Source organism: Pseudomonas sp. B22129 (assembly GCF_044218875.1).
Lineage (GTDB): Bacteria > Pseudomonadota > Gammaproteobacteria > Pseudomonadales > Pseudomonadaceae > Aquipseudomonas.
On sequence record NZ_CP162592.1, the window covers coordinates 4958030 to 4977748 of the forward strand.

At 61.8% G+C, this 19719-nt stretch carries 19 protein-coding genes; 9 read left to right on the plus strand and 10 right to left on the minus strand.

The genetic code is table 11. From position 1 onward, the window contains the following. The first annotated feature begins 8 nt into the window (after positions 1-8). From AB4P94_RS22830 to AB4P94_RS22845, 4 genes are all read left to right on the plus strand, one after another. The gene (locus AB4P94_RS22830; protein ID WP_078742271.1) at positions 9-761 is read left to right on the plus strand and encodes an Asp/Glu racemase; all 753 of its coding nucleotides are present in this window, start codon (positions 9-11) and stop codon (positions 759-761) included. An 84-nt stretch (positions 762-845) separates the two neighbouring features. Then, complete coding sequence (locus AB4P94_RS22835) at positions 846-1478, plus strand: N-carbamoylsarcosine amidohydrolase (protein WP_395607583.1); 633 nt, start codon at positions 846-848, stop codon at positions 1476-1478. 279 nt (positions 1479-1757) lie between these two features. Continuing rightward, on the plus strand, positions 1758-3068 hold the full coding sequence (locus AB4P94_RS22840; protein WP_395607584.1) for an MFS transporter: 1311 nt from the start codon (positions 1758-1760) through the stop codon (positions 3066-3068). Positions 3069-3095: 27 nt separating this feature from the next. Continuing rightward, the gene (locus AB4P94_RS22845) at positions 3096-4172 is read left to right on the plus strand and encodes a nucleoside hydrolase (RefSeq protein WP_395607585.1); all 1077 of its coding nucleotides are present in this window, start codon (positions 3096-3098) and stop codon (positions 4170-4172) included. Positions 4173-4212: 40 nt separating this feature from the next. Here the strand turns inward: AB4P94_RS22845 and metC are convergent, their stop codons facing one another. The 10 genes from metC to AB4P94_RS22895 form a co-directional block, all read right to left on the minus strand. Next, positions 4213-6912, minus strand: coding sequence for a cystathionine beta-lyase (metC, locus tag AB4P94_RS22850; RefSeq protein ID WP_395607586.1), 2700 nt, complete (start codon positions 6910-6912; stop codon positions 4213-4215). A 27-nt stretch (positions 6913-6939) separates the two neighbouring features. Next, complete coding sequence (locus AB4P94_RS22855; RefSeq protein ID WP_395607587.1) at positions 6940-7587, minus strand: glutathione S-transferase family protein; 648 nt, start codon at positions 7585-7587, stop codon at positions 6940-6942. Positions 7588-7798: 211 nt separating this feature from the next. Continuing rightward, positions 7799-8395, minus strand: a complete 597-nt coding sequence (locus tag AB4P94_RS22860) for a cysteine dioxygenase (protein ID WP_395607588.1) — start codon at positions 8393-8395, stop codon at positions 7799-7801. A gap of 16 nt (positions 8396-8411) precedes the next feature. Next, positions 8412-9236 carry an amino acid ABC transporter ATP-binding protein gene (locus AB4P94_RS22865; RefSeq protein WP_395607589.1) on the minus strand — a complete coding sequence of 275 codons (825 nt, stop codon included), beginning with the start codon at positions 9234-9236 and terminating at the stop codon, positions 8412-8414. After that, complete coding sequence (locus AB4P94_RS22870) at positions 9223-9906, minus strand: amino acid ABC transporter permease (protein ID WP_395607590.1); 684 nt, start codon at positions 9904-9906, stop codon at positions 9223-9225. Before AB4P94_RS22870 ends, AB4P94_RS22865 begins: the two co-directional genes overlap by 14 nt. After that, entirely contained in the window at positions 9896-10621 is a 726-nt protein-coding gene (locus AB4P94_RS22875; protein WP_395607591.1) for an amino acid ABC transporter permease, read from the minus strand. Before AB4P94_RS22875 ends, AB4P94_RS22870 begins: the two co-directional genes overlap by 11 nt. Continuing rightward, positions 10618-11820: an aminotransferase class I/II-fold pyridoxal phosphate-dependent enzyme gene (locus AB4P94_RS22880; protein ID WP_395607592.1), complete on the minus strand. Its 1203-nt coding sequence runs from the start codon at positions 11818-11820 to the stop codon at positions 10618-10620. Before AB4P94_RS22880 ends, AB4P94_RS22875 begins: the two co-directional genes overlap by 4 nt. After that, a complete protein-coding gene (locus tag AB4P94_RS22885) occupies positions 11817-13238 on the minus strand; it encodes an FAD-binding oxidoreductase (RefSeq protein ID WP_395607593.1) in 1422 nt (473 codons plus the stop codon). The genes AB4P94_RS22880 and AB4P94_RS22885 overlap by 4 nt, the downstream gene beginning before the upstream one ends. Continuing rightward, entirely contained in the window at positions 13231-14037 is an 807-nt protein-coding gene (locus tag AB4P94_RS22890) for a transporter substrate-binding domain-containing protein (RefSeq protein ID WP_395607594.1), read from the minus strand. The genes AB4P94_RS22885 and AB4P94_RS22890 overlap by 8 nt, the downstream gene beginning before the upstream one ends. Before the next feature lie 2 nt (positions 14038-14039). Then, the gene (locus AB4P94_RS22895; protein ID WP_395607595.1) at positions 14040-14861 is read right to left on the minus strand and encodes a transporter substrate-binding domain-containing protein; all 822 of its coding nucleotides are present in this window, start codon (positions 14859-14861) and stop codon (positions 14040-14042) included. Between the two features lie 242 nt (positions 14862-15103). Between AB4P94_RS22895 and AB4P94_RS22900 the strand changes: the two genes are divergently transcribed. From AB4P94_RS22900 to AB4P94_RS22920, 5 genes are all read left to right on the plus strand, one after another. Continuing rightward, positions 15104-15955: a LysR substrate-binding domain-containing protein gene (locus AB4P94_RS22900; RefSeq protein WP_395607596.1), complete on the plus strand. Its 852-nt coding sequence runs from the start codon at positions 15104-15106 to the stop codon at positions 15953-15955. 324 nt (positions 15956-16279) lie between these two features. Then, positions 16280-17227 (plus strand): IS110 family transposase, encoded by a 948-nt coding sequence (locus AB4P94_RS22905; RefSeq protein ID WP_395607597.1) that lies wholly within the window; start codon positions 16280-16282, stop codon positions 17225-17227. Positions 17228-17472: 245 nt separating this feature from the next. Further along, positions 17473-17913 carry a GNAT family N-acetyltransferase gene (locus AB4P94_RS22910; RefSeq protein ID WP_395607598.1) on the plus strand — a complete coding sequence of 147 codons (441 nt, stop codon included), beginning with the start codon at positions 17473-17475 and terminating at the stop codon, positions 17911-17913. Next, complete coding sequence (locus AB4P94_RS22915; RefSeq protein ID WP_395607599.1) at positions 17910-18503, plus strand: FMN-dependent NADH-azoreductase; 594 nt, start codon at positions 17910-17912, stop codon at positions 18501-18503. Before AB4P94_RS22910 ends, AB4P94_RS22915 begins: the two co-directional genes overlap by 4 nt. Before the next feature lie 58 nt (positions 18504-18561). After that, positions 18562-19707 (plus strand): MalY/PatB family protein, encoded by a 1146-nt coding sequence (locus tag AB4P94_RS22920; protein WP_395607600.1) that lies wholly within the window; start codon positions 18562-18564, stop codon positions 19705-19707. Positions 19708-19719: the final 12 nt, after the last annotated feature.

Here is a 19719-nt window from a genome sequence, read left to right on the forward strand (position 1 = left end):
ACACCACCATGCAGAAGCTTTACCGCATCGGCCAAATTGTGCCGAGCTCCAACACCACCATGGAAACCGAGATCCCGGCGATGCTCACCGCGCGCCAGGCGATTCGCCCCGAACGTTTCACCTTTCACTCCAGCCGCATGCGCATGAAGCAGGTGCGCAAGGAAGAACTCGCGGCGATGGACGGCGAGTCCGACCGCTGCGCCGTCGAGTTGTCCGACGCCAAGGTGGATGTGTTGGGGTACGCCTGCCTGGTAGCGATCATGGCCATGGGGCTGGGTTACCACCGCAATTCCGAGCAGCGCTTGCGCAAAGCCACCGCCGACAATGATGCAAATGCGCCGGTGATCACCAGCGCCGGCGCGCTGATCGAAGGTTTGAAAGTGATGGGTGCCAAGCGCATCGCCATTGTTGCGCCGTACATGAAGCCGCTGACCGAGTTGGTGGTCAATTACATCCGCGAAGAAGGCTTTGAAGTGGTGGACTGGCGCGCGCTGGAAATCCCCGACAACCTCGAAGTCGCCCGCCACGACCCCGCCAACCTGCCCGCCATCGTCGCCGGGATGAACCTGGAAGGCGTCGATGTGATTGTGCTCTCGGCCTGCGTGCAGATGCAGTCGCTGCCGGTGGTGGCCAAGGTCGAAGCGCAAACCGGCAAGCCGGTGCTCACCGCCGCCATCGCCACTACTTACGCGATGCTCAAGGCGTTGGACCTGGAGCCTATCGTGCCCGGTGCCGGCGCCCTGCTTTCCGGCGCTTACTGAAGTGAATCTGGAGGAACACCCTGCCTGTGGCGAGCGGGCTTGCCACAAGGTACCTGCATTATTCAAAATTGAGGGGTTGAAATGATGACCGAACAATCCGCCGACGCCAACTACCAGGGCGTATGGGGCAACCGCATCGGCTTCGGCAAAAAGGCGGCGCTGCTGATGATCGATTTCATGCAGGGCTATACCACCGAAGGCGCGCCATTGTTTGCGCCGGGGGTGGTCAGCGCCGTGGCCGAAAGCGTCGAGCTGCTGGCCTGCGCCCGCCAGCACAGGATTGCGGTGGTGCACACCAATATCCGCTACCATCCCGGCCATTTCGCCGACGGTGGTATCTGGGTCAAAAAGGCCCCGGTGATGAAGGACATGGTCGAAGGCAACCCGCTCGCGGCATTCTGCACAGAAGTCTTGCCGCAAGCCGATGAAGTGGTGATCACCAAGCAGTACGCCAGCGCGTTTTTCGGCAGCAGTCTGGCCCCGATGCTGCACGCTCAGGGCATCGACACCGTGGTGCTGGCCGGCTGCTCCACCAGTGGCTGCATCCGCGCCACCGCCGTGGATGCGGTGCAACACGGGTTTCGCACCATCGTCGTGCGCGAGTGCGTCGGCGACCGGCACCCGGCGCCCCATGAAGCCAACTTGTTCGATATCGACAGCAAGTATGGCGACGTGGTGAGCAAGCAGGAGGCGATGAGTTCGTTCAGGGAGCAATAAGGATTCACCAGGAATCACGACAAAGAGCGTGGTCCTGCCCAAAACTGTGAGCCGCCCCCGGTTAAAGGTGGGAGCTGGCTTGCCTGCGATAGCGGTGGGTCAGCAACATCCTTGTTGCCTGACATGCCCTCATCGCAGGCAAGCCAGCTCCCACAATAAAAAACCGGCGCAGCTCCCAGTCTTCTGACACTGCCTTTGGAAGTCGCTTTGACAGCACTCCGAAGTGCTGGAACAAAAGCGGCTGTATAAAAACCATAAGTCACCGCCAGGAGACACCCGATGCCCATTGCGAATGCAGCGCCCGCGACTTCGGTCGCCGACCCCGTCAACACGCTCTACCACAAGATCACCTGGAAGCTGATTCCGTTCCTGTGTTTCTGCTACCTGGCCGCCTACCTGGACCGCATCAACATCGGCTTCGCCAAGCTGCAGATGCTCGACCAGTTGCACTTCAGCGAAACCGCGTTCGGCCTTGGCGCCGGGCTGTTTTTTGTCGGCTACATCCTCTTTGAAGTGCCAAGCAACCTGGTGCTGGAGCGGGTCGGCGCGAAGATCTGGATCGCGCGCATCATGATCACCTGGGGCCTGCTCTCGGCCTGCACCATGCTGGTCACGTCCACCACCCAGTTCTACATCCTGCGCTTTTTGCTGGGCGCCGCCGAAGCGGGCTTTTTGCCGGGGGTTCTGTATTACCTGACCACCTGGTTCCCCACCCACCGTCGCGGGCGGATCATCGCGCTGTTCATGATCGGCCTGCCGCTCTCCAGCGTGATCGGCGGCCCGCTGTCCGGTTGGGTCATGGCCCACTTTGACAGCGTCGGCGGCCTGCGCGGCTGGCAGTGGCTGTTCCTGATCGAAGCGGTGCCCAGCGTGTTGCTTGGCGTACTGACCTTCTGGGCGCTGCCCAACAGCTTCCAGCAAGCCAAATGGCTGTCTGACGAAGAAAAATCCCTGCTGGAAAGCGAGCTGCGCAAGGACGAGGCCGACGCCACCGGCAGCAAGCACAGCTTCCGCGACGGCTTCTTCAACCTCAAAGTGTGGATGCTCGGCGGTATCGACTTCTCGATCCTGCTCAGCGCCTACGCCATGGGCTTCTGGATGCCGACCTTCATCCGCAACGCCGGGGTGACCGACACCTTCCATATCGGCATTCTTACCGCCTTGCCAAGCGTCGCAGCACTGCTGGGCATGCTGCTGATCGGCGCCAGCTCCGACAAACACCGCGAGCGCCGCTGGCACATCATCGTGCCGTTTTTCATCGGCGCGGCGGCGATGGCCACCAGTACCTTCTTTACCCACAACGTTGCGGCCACCGTGGCATTGTTCGCGATTGCCTCGGCGGCGATCATCGGCGCGGTGCCGGTATTTTTCAGCCTGCCGGCGACCTTTCTCAAAGGCACCGCCGCCGCCACGGGCTTTGCCCTGGCCTGTTCGGTGGCGAATATTGCCGGCTTGGTCAGCAACTCGTTGATGGGGGTTGCGATCGACGTCACAGGCAGCAGCGCCGGTGCCTTGTGGTTTTTCGCCGGCTGCCTGATCCTCAGCAGCTTCCTGGTCATCGCCTTGCCGGCGAAACTGGTGAACCGTTAACAACAATAATTTTTCGGATGAATCACCATGCAAGGTTTCCTGAAAAGCTGCGCGCTGCTTGTCGCCGTCGGCCTGTGTGCAGGCACGGCGCAAGCGGCTGAGAAAGTCATTTTCGACACCGACTTCAACGTGCTCAACGATGACGGCCAGGCCTTCATCATGCTGGCCCAGCTGCATGCGCAAAAACGCATCGAGCTGCTCGGCATGACGCTGGTCAGCGGCAATGCCTGGGTTGACCAGGAACAGGTCGACGCTCTCAAGGCCGTGGAACGCATGGGCGTGGAGAAAGAGGTGGGCGTCTACTCGGGCGCCGCCTACCCGCTGCTGCATGACTACGCCACCTATGAGGCGGAAAAATCGTTGTTCGGCTCAGGCTGGCCGGGGGCGTTCAAAAACCCTCGCCCGACCTCGCCGTCGCAGTTGATCGCGCCCCCGGATGGTCTGGCGACTCACACCCAATTGCGCAGCGAAACTGCCGCGCAGTTCATCGTGCAAAGCGTGCGTGCCAACCCGCATCAGGTGACGATTCTGGCGGTCGGCCCACTGACCAACATCGCCCTGGCCATTCGCTCGGCGCCGGACATCGTGCCGCTGATCAAGCGCATCGTGTACATGGGCGGCGCGCTGGAGATTCCGGGCAACACCACGCCGGCGGCGGAATTCAACTGGTGGTTCGACCCGGAGGCCGCGAAGATCGTGTTGCGCTCGCCGATAGAACACGTGATTTTCCCCAACGACGTGTGCGAGAAAGTCACTTTCGACAAGTCGGTGTACCAGCGTGTAATCGCCAAGCCAGGCGCGATTGCCGACTTGTACAAGCATGAGTTCGGGCCGCTGTTCGACAAGGACCCGGGCTACCACAGCTTCACGTGGGACAGCTTGCCGGCGCTGTTCCTCGTCAGCCCGGAGATCGTCACCGAATCCCGCGATTTGTGGGTCGATGTGGATGCCACCTTCGGCGCCGACTACGGCCGCGCGCTGGGCTACAAGAAAGGCGCACCGGTGGGCACGCAGAAAGCCAAAGTGGTGTTCGGCGTGGACCAGAAGAAATTCTGGGACGGCTACGTCAACCTCGTGACGCTGCCAACCCCGGTCAAACACTGACCGGTTGATCGCTCCCACAGGACGTGGGAGCGACCCTCACTCAGTCAGCCAAGGCAAACCCGCGCTGCAAATCTTCAATCAGCGCCGCCACATCCTCCAGACCAATATGCAGGCGTACCACCGGATTGAGCGAGCGATCCGCCGCGCTGTCACGGTCCTGCGTATCCGCCACAGTCACCAGGCTTTCATAGCCACCCCACGAAGCGCCCAAGCCGAATAACTGCAAACCATCGATAAAACGCTCGAGGTAAGCGGGGTCGAGGCTGCTCAACTCAAACGACAACAAGCCATTGCTGCCGGAGAAATCCCGACGCCACAACGCATGTCCCGGATGCCCGGGCAAGGCCGGGTGGAACACGCGTTTGACCTGCGGCTGCGCCTGCAACCATTGAGCGATTTCGAGCGCCTGACGCTCGTGCACATCCAGCCGGGACGCCAGGGTGCGGGCGCCGCGCAGGATCAGGTAGGCGTCGTCGGCACTCACGGCGTTGCCGAAGGTGTCGCTCATCCGACCCAGCGCCGGCCAGGCCGCTTCGGTGGTGGACACGCTGCCCATCATCACATCGCTGTGACCGCCCAGGTACTTGGTCAGCGCCATGATGGAAATGTCGGCGCCCAGCCCCAGCGGGCGGTACAGGTAGCCCGAGCCCCAGGTGTTGTCGACGGCCAGCAGGATATTGCGCGGTTTGCACAGCGCCGCAATCGCCGGTAAATCACACAGTTCATACAGCAGCGAGCCCGGTACTTCTGCGTAAACAAGTCTAGTGTTGGGTTGCAACTGCGCTTCCAGCCCTTGGCCATCCGGTGCGAAATAGCTGACTTCGATACCAAACGGTTGCAGGAATTCGCGAGCCAGTTTGCGCACTGGCGAATACACCGCGTCGGTGATCAGCACATGGTCGCCGGGGCGCAGATACGCCAGGAATACCTGGGCTGCCGCCGCGAGGCCGGTGCCGTAAAGGCGCGTGCGATAGCCACCTTCCAGCTCGGTCACCAGGTCTTCCAGCGCGTGGGACGTCGGGTTGCCCCGCGCGCCGTAGCTGAGCACGCGCTCACTGTCACGACGGGCACGGGTGTCACGCATTTGCGCCAGGTTATCGAACAGCACGGTGCTCAAACGGGTCACCGGCACATTCACCGCGCGGCCGCCCTGGCCTTTTCCAGTGCGCGCAGCATGGATCAATCGGGTGCGTACGCGCGACGGCGCCGTCAGCGGCTTGAGGCTGGCGATTTCCGCCGCGCTCATCTGCGCCAGCAGGCCGATTTCCCAGGCCAGATACTGGCGTGCGGCGTCCTTGTTGCCGCTGTGGCGGTCGTGGGTGAAGAACAGGAAGTCGATGCACTGTGAATCCGGCGGGATTTGCGGGTCTTCGATGACGGGCAGGCCAGCCGCTGCCCAGGCGGCGAAACCGTCGTCCAGCAGCCTCGCTCCCAGCCCTTGGGCAGCAAAAGCGGCCAACGCCGGATCATCCGCCACCACCACCAACGGGCGATGATCGGTGTTGAGCCGCGACCGAATCGACCATTGCGAGCCCGGAATATGCCCCTTGCGAAACACCATGCTCGGGCGCAGGTCGATCAGGTTGACATCGTTCAACTCCAGCGCCAAAGCCTGGGCACTGATCAGCGGCAACGGCGCATACGCCACCGGCTGCAACACTGGCAGCGCGAGACCGCTGGCAATGCCGCCGCTCAATACATAGGCTTCATGCCCCAACTGGCGCAACCAACTGGCCACAATCGGTGCGCGCACGCCGTCGCTGTCCACCAGCACCACCCGTGCCTGGCGCACGCCGATATACAGATCGGTGGACTGAATCAACTGCCCGCCCGGCGTGTGTTGCGCGCCGGGCAATGTGCCCAGGGCGAATTCCTCGGCGGTGCGCACGTCGCACAAAAACAGGCTGCGTTGCGCGTCATCGGCCCACTGGCGCACCTGGTCCGCCGAGACATTCACCACCCCTGCCCGCTCGGCCAGTTGCCGGGCGGCCTGCCGCTGCTGCGCCAGGTCAGTGCTGACCTGCTCGGCATAACGCCGGGTACTGCCGTGTTCCAGTTTGAAGTCTTCCAGGTACCAGCCCTGAGTGCCGTTTTCCAACGCGTAGATCGGGTTCTTCAAGCCCAGGTTGATCAGGGTCTGCGCGCCGATGATGCTGCGAGTACGCCCGGCGCAGTTGATCACGATGGGCGTGCTGTCATCCGGCACCAGGTCATGCACGCGGTAGCCCAGCTCGCCATTCGGGCAGCAGATGGAGCCGGGAATGGTCATCTTGCGGTACTCGTCGAACGGCCGACCGTCCAGCAACACCAGCGGCTCGCCGTTTGCCTGCCATTCGGCCAACTGCCTGGCGGTGATGTGAGGCGTGTGGCTGGCTTCTTCCACCAACTCGCCAAAGGCCTTGGACGGCACATGCACCCCGGCAAACAACTGCAAGCCAGCGGCCTGCCAGCCATCCGCTCCGCCTTCGAGCACGTGCACACGGCTGTAACCCAGGGCGTGCAAACGCTCAGTTGTGCGCACCGCCACTTCACCGCCGTCCTGATCGTAAATCACCAGCCGTACCTGCGGGTTGGGCGCCAGGCGGCGTACTTCCAGCTCCAGGCGGCTATAGGGCAGGTTCACCCCGTGGAACAGGTGGGCTTCACCGTATTGCCCGTGCTCGCGCACGTCGAATACGGCGATTTCCTGCCCGTCGAACAGCCATTGCTGCAGTTGACTTGGGGTGATGGTCTGGCTCATGGAAGTCCCAACAAAGTAAGAGAAGAGTTACTGCAACGCCAACGAACGCTCGCCCGGCGCCACTTCGCGACCCTTGGCATAGGCACGCTGCACGGCCGGCCGTGCTTTGATTCGCTCACGCCAGGCGCGGATATGCGGGTAATCCGCCAGGTCCTGGCCCTGACGTTGCGGCTGAATCCACGGAAAAATCGCGATATCCGCCACCGAGTATTCGCCTGCCACGTACGGCACTTCGGCCAGGCGCTGCTCCAGCACGCGATACAGGCGCGTGGCTTCGGCGTTCAGCAGGTCGAGGGCGAACGGGATCGGCTCGGGCGCCTTCTCCTTGAACACCTGCAACTGGCTGAGGTACGGGGTGATATGCCCGACTTGCCAGAACAGCCATTCCTGCACCTTTTGCCGCTCGGCACTGCCCGCTGGCGGCAGGAATTGCCCGGCGCTGTCGGCGAGGTAATTGAGGATTGCGCCGGACTCGAACAGGCTCAGGGGCGCGGCTGTACGGTGGTCAACAATCGCCGGGATACGCCCGTTGGCGCTGATGCGCTGGAAGTCGGCCTGTTTCTGTTCACCTTCGCGGATGTTCACCGGCAGCAGGCGGTATTCAAGGCCAAGCTCTTCCAGCAGGATGCCGACTTTCAAGCCATTGCCCGTAGGCCAGTAATACAGATCAATCATAAAAACCCCTCTGGACGAATACCGCTCATGCTGTGGAAACTGGCTTTTGTGGCGAGGGAGCTTGCTCCCGCTGGGCTGCGCAGCAGCCCCAACACAGGCACCGCGTTTTTCCAGTTGGAATTAAGTCGCAGGGGTTAGGGCCGCTACGCGCCCCAGCGGGAGCAAGCTCCCTCGCCACAAAAAAGCGCTCCCACATTTGAAATGTGGAGTGTCAGGCGTAGGCCTTGATCGACGGCGCCATCTGCGAGGCGTTGTAGTTGAGGATGCGGCCGTCCGCTTCCACGCCGTACCGGCCGTTCAGCGACTCCAACGGCAAGCCATAGAGGTGGAAATGCAAGGTCGCCTGCTCGCCTTCCACCTTGATGCCATGCAGGTCTTCGCCCAGGAACGAGATCGACGTGCCCGGCTGCACAATCACTTCCTTTTCCAGGCTCAAGGTCGTGAAACCCGGCTCGCGCCCTTCATCATTGCGCGCGTAGACGTAGTTGATTTCCTGGCCCTCGATGGCGCTGATGATTGCCCAGGTCTCGTGGTTGTGCGCGATAGTGCTTTTGCCCGGCAGCAATGAGTTCAGGTACAGCGTCGGGGTATCGCCATCGTCGTTCAGCCGATAGCGAAACGCGGTGCTGCCCTGCCCCGGCACCGGTGCGGGGAATTCGTCAAAGTTGAACAGATCACGGCGCTCGGCCAGGGTTTCCAGCAGGCTGACGATTTCCACCAGCGCCGCACGGTCTACGCCACGCTGATTGATGACGCGGATCTGCTGCAGGAACGCCTCGATCACGTCGGCACGGTTTTCAGTACTCATCACGCATTTCCTCTTATCAGACAGACAGGCTGTAACGGCTCAAATTGGTCAACAGGTATGGGTCGTGCTGGATCGGGCCACGGCGCCCGGTATCGCCCAACGCATGGCGCAGGAACGTCTGGGTGCGTTCGCTGGCCGGGTTCTGGAAAATCTGCGCGGCGCTGCCATGCTCGACAATCACGCCGTTTTCGGTGAAGTACACGACGTCGCTGATCTCTTCGGCGAAGCGCATTTCATGGGTGACCAGCACACAGGTCATGCCCTCTTCGGTCAGCTCGCGGATCACCGTCAGCACTTCGCCGACGGTTTCCGGGTCCAGCGCCGAGGTCACTTCGTCAAACAGGATCAACTCCGGGCGCATCGCTAGGGCGCGGGCAATCGCCACGCGCTGTTGCTGGCCGCCGGAGAGTTGGCCGGGGTAAGCGTCGGCCTTGTGTTCCATGCGCACTTTGGCCAGCAGCGCCCGCGCGTCTTTCTCGGCGTCAGCGCGGTTGCGCCCCAGCACCTTGCGCGGGGCGATCACCAGGTTTTCCAGCACCGACAAATGCGGGAACAGGTTGTACTGCTGGAACACAAACCCCACCCGCTTGCGCAACTCGATGCGCTGGGCTTCCTGGGCCAGGGTCTCGACCCGGGTTTGCCCTACGCGAATGCTGCCGCGCTGGGGCTGCAACAGCCCGGTAATGCAGCGCAAAATGGTCGATTTGCCCGAGCCGGACGGGCCAATGATCGACACCGCCTGGCCCTTCAGCACGTCGAGGTCGATGCCCTTGAGCACCGGGTTGGTGCCGAACGACAGGTGCACATCGCGCAGGCTCACCAGGGGTTCAATAGAAGGCATAACGGCGCTCCATGTGTTGGGTCAGGCGGGAAATCGGGTAGCAATAGGCGAAGAACAGCACCAGCAGGCTCAGGTAAATCACCACGGTGAAACCGGTCATGTTCACGGTGTTGCTGGCGATCTGCGCGGTGTCGATCACGTCGTGCACGCCCACCAGCGAGGCCAGCGCGGTGCCCATGGTCACCACCGCGTAGAGGTTCATCCACGGCGGCAACATGCGTTTGAAACACTGCGGCAGGATGATCGAACGGAACAGCTGGCCACGGGTGAAGGCCAACGAACGTGCGGCTTCCCACTGCGTACTCGGGATCGAACCGATGGCGCCCCGGAAGATCTCCGCCACGTTGGCGCTGGCCGGCAAGGCCAAACCGATAGTGACTTTCACCCAATCCGGAAACGACACGTAGCTGCTGCCGATATGAATTTCGAACGGGAACACGTAAGTCGTGAAGTAGATCAACACCAGCCACGGCGCATTGCGAAACACCTGCACCCATACGCGCGCGACAATCCCGACCGGCGACAGTGCCAGCGCGCCAATCAACAGGCCCAACACCGAGCCGATGGCAATCGCCACCACGCTGATCAAAATGTTCTGGCCAAAGCCGGCCACCAGCGCCGGCGACCATTGCAGCAACGCCGACAGCACCGGGAATGAATCAATGGCCATAGCCGGGCATCCTCAGGCGCGCTTCCAGCCAGCGCCCCACGCAATTGACGGTAAAACTCAGCAGGCCGAAAAAGCTCAGGATCAAAATCATCAGCTCCAGCACATTGTCGCTCTGGGTCCAGATCATGATCGCGGCGTAGGTGATATCACCCACGGCAATGGCGGACGCCACGGCAGTCATCTTCACCAGATCGATCAGGTTGTTGATCAGCGACGGCAGCGCAAAGCGCAGCGCCAGCGGCAACTGCACATTCCACAATAATTGACGGCTGCTGAAGGCCAGGGAACTGGCGGCTTCCAGGGTGACGGCGGGCACCGCTTCGATGCCGGCGCGCAGGGCTTCGGCGTGGAACGCGCCCTTGTGCAGGGAAATCACGATCACCACCCACGCAAACGGCGTCAGCGGGTTGGCCGCGCCGACCGCCTGGGTCAAGAGCATGTTCAGCACCAGAAACGCGCAGTACAGCTGCACCAGCGTCGGCGTATTGCGCGTGACCTCGATAAACACCCGTGCCGGCTTGGCCAGCCACGGGTTGCCGGAAGTGAGCATCGCCGCCAGGGAAATACCCGCGACGAGGCTGCCGATAATCGTGAACAGGCACAGCAAGCCGGTGGTCAACGCGCCCTGCACCAGCGTGCCGCGCTGGTAGGCATCGAGCAGGAAGTTGTAGTTCAGGCCGATGCCCGCGGCCCAATGGACAAACCGTTCCATCATTGCAAGTTTCCGCAAGCTGTCGCGATGCGCCGCCCGGCTTCGGCCACACTCTCGGTCGCGGTGGCGATGGACAGCCGGAACCACGGCGACAGGCCATAGGCGCTGCCCGCCACGCCGGCCACGCCCTCTTCCAGCAGCCAGGCAACCAGGTCTTCGTCGTTGTTGATGCGCAGCCCATCCGGGCGATGACGCCCCAGCAGCCCGGCGCAACGCACAAAGACGAAAAAGCCGCCTTGGGGTGTGAGGACTTCCAGGCCTTCGACGGTTTCCAGGGTCTTGACCAGAATGTCACGACGCAGCTGATAGGCCGCCACCTGCTCCGCGAGGAAACCCAGGCCGCCGTTATAGGCCGCCAATGCCGCCGCCTGCCCCACCGAGGAAGCACCGGACGTCGATTGGGATTGCACCACGGCCATGGCCTCGGTGAGGTTTTTCGGCCCGGCGCCAAAGCCGATGCGCCAGCCGGTCATGGCGTAGGTCTTGGACACGCCGCCCACCAGCAGGCTGCGGTCCAGCAAGTCGGGGGCGACATTCAACAGGCTTTGCGGCGGGCGCCCGTCGAAGCGGATGTGTTCGTACAGCTCGTCCAGCAGGACCAACACGTGTGGGTGACGGCGCAGCACGTCAGCCAGCTCACGCAACTCGGCATCGCTGTACACCGCGCCGCTCGGGTTACCCGGGCCATTGAGGATCAGCCAGCGCGTGCGCTCGGTGATGTGTTGCTCCAACTGGGCCGGCAGCAACTTGCAGCCCTGCTCCAGCCCGCATTCGATGAATACAGGCGTACCACCATTGAAGCGCACGCTGTCGGGAAACGACGGCCAATACGGCGTCGGCACCAGCACCTCATCGCCGTCATCCAGCGTGGCGGCAAACGCGTTGAAGATGATTTGTTTGGCGCCGTTGGCAATCACAATGGACGACAGTGGATAGTCCAGGCGATTTTCCTCGACCAGTTTGCGTTGCACCGCCAGGCGCAGCGCCTTGACGCCCGGCGTGGGCGTGTACTTGGTCGCACCCGCCGCAATAGCGGCATAGGCGGCTTGTTTGATGTGCTGCGGCGTGTCGAAATCCGGCTCGCCGGTGGTGAGGTCGAGGATGTCGCGGCCGGCGTCACGCAGTTCAGTGGCACGGGATTTGGCCGCGGCATTGGCTGACAGCGACACCCGTTGCACGCGTTGGGACAGGCGTACGGTCATGGCTGCACCTCAAGGACTTTGCCGGGGTTGAGCAAGTTGTGGGGGTCGAGGGCCTGCTTGATGCGGCGCATCAGGTCCAGCTCTACCGGGCTTTTGTAGCGGCTGAGCATGCCGACCTTGCGCTGGCCGATGCCGTGCTCGGCGCTGATGGAGCCGCCGTGGGCGTGGGCGCTGTCGTGCACCAGGGCACTCAGTTCGGCGTAATGGGCCATGTGCGCCTCCACTGTCGAATCCAGCGGATGGGCCACGTTGTAGTGCAGGTTACCGTCGCCCAGATGGCCAAAGGTGAAGTTGCGCACGCCGGGAAAATGTTGCTGCAACAGCGCATCGGTATGCGCAACGAAGGCCACGACCTGGGAAATCGGCACCGAGATATCGTGCTTCATGTTGCGCCCGGCGCGCTTCTGCGCCTCGCTCATGTTCTCGCGCAGCAGCCACAGGGCCTCGCTCTGCGCCAGGCTTTCGGCGATCAACGCGTCACTGATCAGCTGTTTTTCGAAGGCATCGCCCAGCACCTGTTCGAAGGCTTCGCGCGCATGATTTTCGCTGCTGTTGTCAGAGAGTTCGATCAAGGCAAACCACGGCTGGCTGGCGGTTTTAAACGGCTGTGGGCCTTGCGGGAATTGGTCGCGCAGCAACGCCAGGCAGTCGGCGGTGAGCAGCTCAAACGCGGTGAGGCTGGCGCCGAAACCGGCGCGGGCGTGTGACAGGAACGCCACGGCCTGGGCCAATTCATCAAAGGCCAGCAGCGCGGTGGCCTGGGCCTTGGGCAGCGGAAACAGCTTCAAGGTCGCCGCCGTGATGATGCCCAGCGTGCCTTCGCTACCGATGTATAAATCGCGCAGGTCGTAGCCGGTGTTGTCCTTGCGCAAGCCACGCAAGCCGTGCCAGATCTCGCCTTCGGCGGTCACCACTTCGAGCCCCAATGTCAGTTCGCGGGTGTTGCCGTAACGCAGCACGCCGGTGCCGCCGGCATTGGTACCGAGGTTACCGCCAAGGGTGCAACTGCCTTCGGCGCCGAGACTCAGGGGAAACAGGCGGTCGGCGTTGCGGGCCACTTCCTGAACGGTTTGCAGGATGCAACCGGCTTCCACCGTCAGTGTGTCGTTGTCGGTATCGACATGGCGCACGCGGTTCATGCGGTCGAGCAGCAGCAACACGGAACGCCCGCTGGCGTCCGGCGTCGCCCCCGCCATCAGCCCGGTGTTGCCGCCCTGCACCACGATCGGCGCCTTCAAGGCCACACAAGCGCGCACCACCGCCGCCACTTCTTCGGTAGTGGCCGGGTGCACCGCCGCGATCACCTGGCCGGTATAGCGGCCCTGTTTGTCGGTCAGGTAGTGCGCCGCCTCTTCACTCGTTTGCACATGGCCCGCGCCGAGCAGTTGTTGCAGGGTGGCGAAAAGCGCTTCACTCATGGCTGTACTGCTCGTGCAGGTCACGCAGGGCCTGGGACGGCGCCATGCCGGTGCGCTCGCCGAGGGCGATCAGGAAGCCGCTTTTGTGCCACTCGCGCACGATGGCGTCGAGTTTGGCCTGGGTGTCGTGCTCGCCCTTGCGAATCCAGATCACCGATTTGGACGGGATCAGGTCGCCCGGCAGCGGGATTTCATAGCCTTGCCATTCGGCGTCGCCGAGCAGCGCGTGCATGGTCGGGCTGACGTGCACGGCGGCCACGCAGCCATTGCCACGCAGCGACAGCAGCGATTCAGACTGGCTGCGGAACGCCTTGATCTGCGCGCCATAGGTTTCTTGCAGCGGCTTGATGAAGTTACTGCCCTGGGACACGCACACCGGTTTGTCTTTCAAGTCGGCCCATTGCTTGATGCCTGCACCCTTGCGAATCAACGCGGCGCCGCCGACTTCTTCATACGGCGTGGGCACGTAATCGAGGATCTCGGCACGCTCTTCGGTGAACTGCATATTGGCGATCAGGATGTCGACCTTGCCCTGTTGCAGGAACTGCACGCGGTTGGGCGCCAGTACCGAGACGGTCTTGGTCTCCACCCCCAACGCCTGGCCGATGCCTTTGGCCAGCTCGACGTTGTAGCCCAGGTGTTCGCCGGTCTTGGGGTCGAGGGTGCCGAACGGCGGGCCGCTGAGGATCACACCGACGCTGATGGCGTGGCGTTGCTGGATCTTGTCGAGGGTGGCGTCGGCGTTGGCGAAGCCCGCGCACAAGGCCAGGCCGAGCGCGGTGAAGGTTTTCAGGTTCATGCTCAGGCGCCTTTGAACTGTTGCTGCAATTCCACCAACGCAGGTGACGCCGGGCTGATGCGGTTGCGGGTCTGGGCCTCGATCAGCCAGCCACTGCGGTGCAGTTCCTTGACGATCGGGTCGAGTTTGGCCTGGGTGTCGCTTTCGCCGCGACGGGTCCAGATCACCGATGGCGCCGGGTTGAGTTCCGGGCTGATCGCGCGGTAATCCTTCCATTCGGTGCTGTCGTTGATCAGCGGGTTGATCAGGGTGGAGTCATGCACGGCGGCGACGCAGTTGTTGCCGCGCAAGGCCAGCAGCGATTCGGAGGAGCTTTTGAACGCCTTGATTTCGGCGCCGAACTCGGTCAGTGGCTTCACGTAGCTGCTGCCTTGGGAGGTGCACACCGGCTGGCCCTTGAGGTCTTCCCAGCGGGTGATCTTGCTGTCTTTGAGCACGGCTGCGGTGCCGCCGATACGGTAGAACGGCGTCGGTACAAAGCCCAGGATTTCACCGCGCTCGGCCGTCCATTCCATGTTGGCGATCAACAGGTCGACTTTGCCCTGTTGCAGGAACTGCACGCGGTTGGCCGGCAGCACGGGAACAAGCTGCACCTGGGCCTTGAGCTGACGCCCGAGTTCGTTGGCCAGGTCGACGTTCAAACCTTTGGGTTGCTGGGTTGCCGGGTCAATGCTGCCGAAGGGGCCGCCGGACAACAGCACGCCCACCACCAGCACATGGCGCTGCTCGATCTTGTCCAGCGTCGCGTCGGCTTGCACCGCCGCACTGGCGCCCAATGCAATCATCGACCCCAGGGCCACCGGCAACCATTTCTTGAACATCATTGGACTTCCCCCTGGCGAATGATCGGCGTACCCCGACCTGATGGAGGGGCATGCTAGGGAGAGTGCGGGGGCAACGGAAATGCAAATATCTCATATCGTTATAACTTGCTGCATAAGGGCGACCTCAGCTTTTGGAATAACCCAATATTTACGGGCCTCGACAAAAAATTATTTCACCAACACATCAGGATCTGTAATGTTTAACTTTACGCCTTTGATATAAAACGCCTCTGGAAATGGCCATGTCGACCCTTGATCTGGAACTCCTGCGCACCTTTATCGCCGTGGTCGACCACCACAGCTTCGCCGGCGCCGGCACCCACTTGGCGCGCACACAGTCGTCCGTCACGCAGCACATGCAGCGGCTGGAACAGCAAGTGGGTGTGAGCCTGTTTGAAAAACGTGGCCGCCAGAAACAACTGACCGAGCCCGGCTTGCAGCTGTTGCGGCATGCGCGGCAGATGCTGTCGCTGAATGACGATGCGTTGAATTCCCTGCGCGAAAGCAGCCTGAGCGGGGTGCTGCGCATCGGTTCGCCGCACGATATTGCCGACACGATCCTGCCGCCGATCCTCAGCCACATCGCCCGCTCGGCGCCGCGCTTGCGGCTGGAGATCGATGTGGGGCGCAGCCCGTTTTTGATGGATGACTTGCACCGGGGCAAGGTGGACATGGTGATTTCCACGCGCGCCGACCCGAACCTTGAGGGGTTTGCGTTGCGCACTTCGCCGGTGTGGTGGATCTGTTCGGCGCAGTACATTCACCAGCCGAGTGAGCCGTTGCCGTTGATCCTGGTGGATGAGCCGAGTATTTACCGGCGCTATGCGCTGGAGGCGCTGGAGCGGGCGAATATTCCCTGGCGGCAGGCCTATCTGGCGTCAAACCTGATCGGGATCAAGGCGGCGACCCGGGCGGGGTTGGGGGTGACGCCGCGCAGTATGGAGATGCTTGGGCCGGATATGCGGGTGTTGGGGGAAACGGATGGGCTGCCCCGGCTGCCTGAGGTGACGTATTACTTGTGGATTCGGCCGAATACGGCGAACCCGATTGCCAGGAAGGCTTATGACTTGATTCGGGGAAGTCAGGGGTTGTGAAGGGGTGGCGAGGTTGGTTATGGCAAAGCGGTCCCGTGTGGGAGCTGGCTTGCCCGCGATGAGGGTGTGCCAGCCATTACATTTGGCACTGATATACCGCTATCGCAGGCAAGCCAGCTTGTATGCTAGGACTTGAAGGGAGGAGGAGGGACAAAGCCAGATTCTGACTGTTGGCGCAGTACAGACCGTGGGAGATTTCGCCCCTCCTCCTTTCACCCAAGCGCCGATAAAGAATGCATCTGGCTATGACCGACGATAGGAACAAGCCTGCGCCTCTGGGTGAGCCCTTCAAGTGCTCAAAACCTTAGCCCGGAGGAAGTCACTATGGCAATGCCAGTTCCCGTCTCCAAGCCGATTGTTGGTATTGATGTCGCAAAAAATGAATTGGTGATTTATCACGCCGATCTCGATCTTTTGGAAGCAATCCCGAATACCAAAGCCGCTATCAAAAAGTGGCTGAGGGCTTTACCAGGCAGCGTTGCTATCGCCATTGAGGCCACCAACACCTACCACTTGGAGTTTGCTGATCTGGCCTATGAAGCTGGCTGCGTTATCTACATGGTCGGTGGTTATGAACTCAGTCATTACCGCAAAAGTGTGAAGGTTCGTGCCAAAACTGATGCCCTGGATGCCCAATTACTAGCACGGTATTTGCGAAAAGAAGCCGACGAGCTTCACCCCTGGACACCGCCGTCCCCTCTTTATCGCCAACTGTTAAGCCTTTTCCGCCGCCGTGCCGCCCTGGTTCAAGCTCGCGTTAGCCTGACGCAAAGCTGGGCGAATGAACCGCTGTTGAAGGCCTCTTTTGCCGAGCAAATGAAGTCGATGCAAAGACTTGAAGGATTGATCGAAAAAATGATCAGCGATCGACTGAAAGAGGCTGGGTTACTGGGCCAACTCAAACGTTGCATGAGCGTTGAAGGTATCGGTTTTTTGACCGGGGCTCGCTTGATTACCAGCTTCCAGCGAGGGGACTTTAGAAACGCGGACGCATTTATCGCTTTCTTGGGTATGGACTTGCGCGTCTCCAAGTCCGGGCAGAAAGATAATCGGCGCAGTTTAAGCAAGCGCGGCGACTCAGAAGCGCGGCGCCTTCTGCATAACGCAGCAATGGCGGCTAGCCGGACTGCAGCATGGAAGGAGTTTTACCAGGCGCAGCGGGCACGGGGATATAGCACCACTCAGGTACTGGTAATGTTGGCTCGCAAGCTTGCTCGGGTGGTATTTGCCTTGCTGAAAGGGCAAAACGAATACCAACCGAAGGTTGGTTGAGGGTTGCCCCCAACCATAGAATCTCCCACAGTTGGATCTTTATCTGTCTGAAGAAACGCAATCTGCCTTGGCAAAAACAGCGCTTTTGATTCAACCACTCAGGTCAATGGCTATGTACTCCGAAAAGCCCCCCGCAAAACCATGACACCGCCCATGCCCCAACCCGCTTGTCCAATCATGGCCCTGTTGACAGCCGCACCCGTCGCCGAAAATAACGCATCCCTTAACATCCACAAGGATGCCCCATGAATGACCACGTCGAATTTGTGCATCTCGAAACCGCAGCCGATTACATCGACAGCTTTACGGTGATGCAGCAACTGCGCCCGCACCTGACCGACGCGCTGAGTTTTGCCGAGCAAATGCTGCGCCAACGCCAGAACGGCTACCGCCTGCTGGCGGCCCGCGAACACGGCAAGGTCATCGGTCTGGCAGGTTACCGGCTGACCGAAAACACCCTCTACGGCCGCTTCATCTATGTGGATGACCTGGTGGTGGACGCCTCCTTGCAACGTCGGCGCCTGGGCGAGCAATTGCTTGACCGGGTGCGTGAGGAAACCCGTGCCCTGGGTTATCGCTGGCTGGTGCTCGATACCGGCATGCACATGGCCCTGGCGCAGCGGTTCTATTTCCGCCAGGGGCTGCTGCCGTTGGGCATGCACTTCTCCCAGGACCTGGGCCAATGACCCGCGCCCTGCTGTTAAGCTTCAGCCCCCACGGCAAGGCCGCACAGACATTCAAACTGGCCCGCGCACTGCTTAAGGACCTGGTGCCGCAGGCCGAGGTCACCGAACGTGACTACGGCGGCCAGGCGCTGCCACCGTTGACCCGCGAATACGCCAATGCCCTGACCACGCCCGGCGGCCTCAGCGGCGGCGCAACGCAGCTGTCCGAACAGCTGATCGTGGAGTTGGAGGCCTGCGACCTGCTGATCATTTGCACCCCGGTGCACAATTTCACCCTACCCGCTGCGCTGAAAAGCTGGATCGACCATGTGGTGCGCATTCAACGCAGCTTCACCGTCACGCCCCAATTCGAAAAAGTCGGCCTGCTCGACGACCGGCGCACCTTTGTTCTGGTGAGTTCCGGCAACTCGCGCAAGGGCCATGAGCCAGACTTTTTGACGCCTTACCTGACCACAATCCTGTCTACCGTGGGCATCCACACGGTGGATTTTGTCTACCTGGGCGCCATGGTGCGCGGTGAGGAAGCGGTCCATCGCTCACTGGAGCAGGCTCATCGGCAACTGTCGGCAGCAATCAGCGCTGGCCTATAAAATTAATGGCGCTAGAATCGGCGCCATTCTTTGCCTGCCTCCCTGATACGAGCCCCCCATGAGCTTTGATTTCGACACGATCCACCCACGCCTCGGCACCGGCAGCACCAAGTGGAACCGTTACCCGCAAGACGTTTTGCCGATGTGGATCGCCGACATGGATATCGCCGCGCCACCCGCCGTTCTGGCCGCCCTGCACGCCCGGCTCGACCAGCAGATTCTGGGCTACAGCGTGGCGGGCCCGGATGTACGCGAGGCCATCGTGGCCGACCTGTGGGCCAAGTACGCCTGGCGCGTACAGCCTGAAGAGCTGTTGTTTCTGCCCGGCGTCGAGCCGGGTTTCAATATGGCCCTGCATGGGTTCGTACAACCCGGCCAGCCGGTGGTGCTGCAAACCCCCAATTACCGCCCGATCCGCCTGGCGCCCGGCCACTGGAACCTGCCGCGCATCGAAGTGCCATTCGAGCTGATCGACGGTGAGTTCGTCACGCCCATGCCCGCCCTGCGCGAAGCCTTGAAAGGTGCCGGCGCACTGCTGCTGAGCAACCCGCACAACCCGATGGGCAAAGTGTTCCCGCGTGAAGAGCTGCTGGCCGTGGCCAACGCCTGCCTGGAAAACGGCGCGTTGATCATCAGCGACGAGATCCACGCCGAGCTGTGCTTCGACGGCCGCCGCCACATTCCCACCGCCAGCCTCAGCCCCGAGATCGCCCAGCGCACCATCACCCTGATGTCGGCGAGCAAGGCTTACAACGTGGCCGGTTTGAAAACCTGTTTTGCCGTGGTGCAAAACGCCGAGGTTCGCGAGCGCTTCAACAACGCCCGCTGCGGCATGGTCGACAGCGTCAGCCCGCTGGGCCTGGAAGCCACCCGCGCCGCCTACAGCCAATGCAGCGATTGGCTCGACGCATTGGTGCAGTACCTGCAAGCCAACCGCGATTACCTGCGCAACGCGGTACAAACCCGTTTGCCCGGCGTGGTGATGCACGTTCCCCAAGGCACTTATCTGGCCTGGCTGGACTGCAGCGCCCTGGGCCTGGCTGATCCGCAACAGTTTTTCCTGGAACAGGCCAAGGTCGGCTTGAGCGCCGGGATCGAGTTCGGGGACGACAGCCAGCAATGCGTGCGCCTGAACTTCGGCTGCCCACGGGCGATGCTGGAAGAGGGTTTGCAACGTATGGAGCGCAGTTTGCATAACCGCTGAAGCGAACTGGCA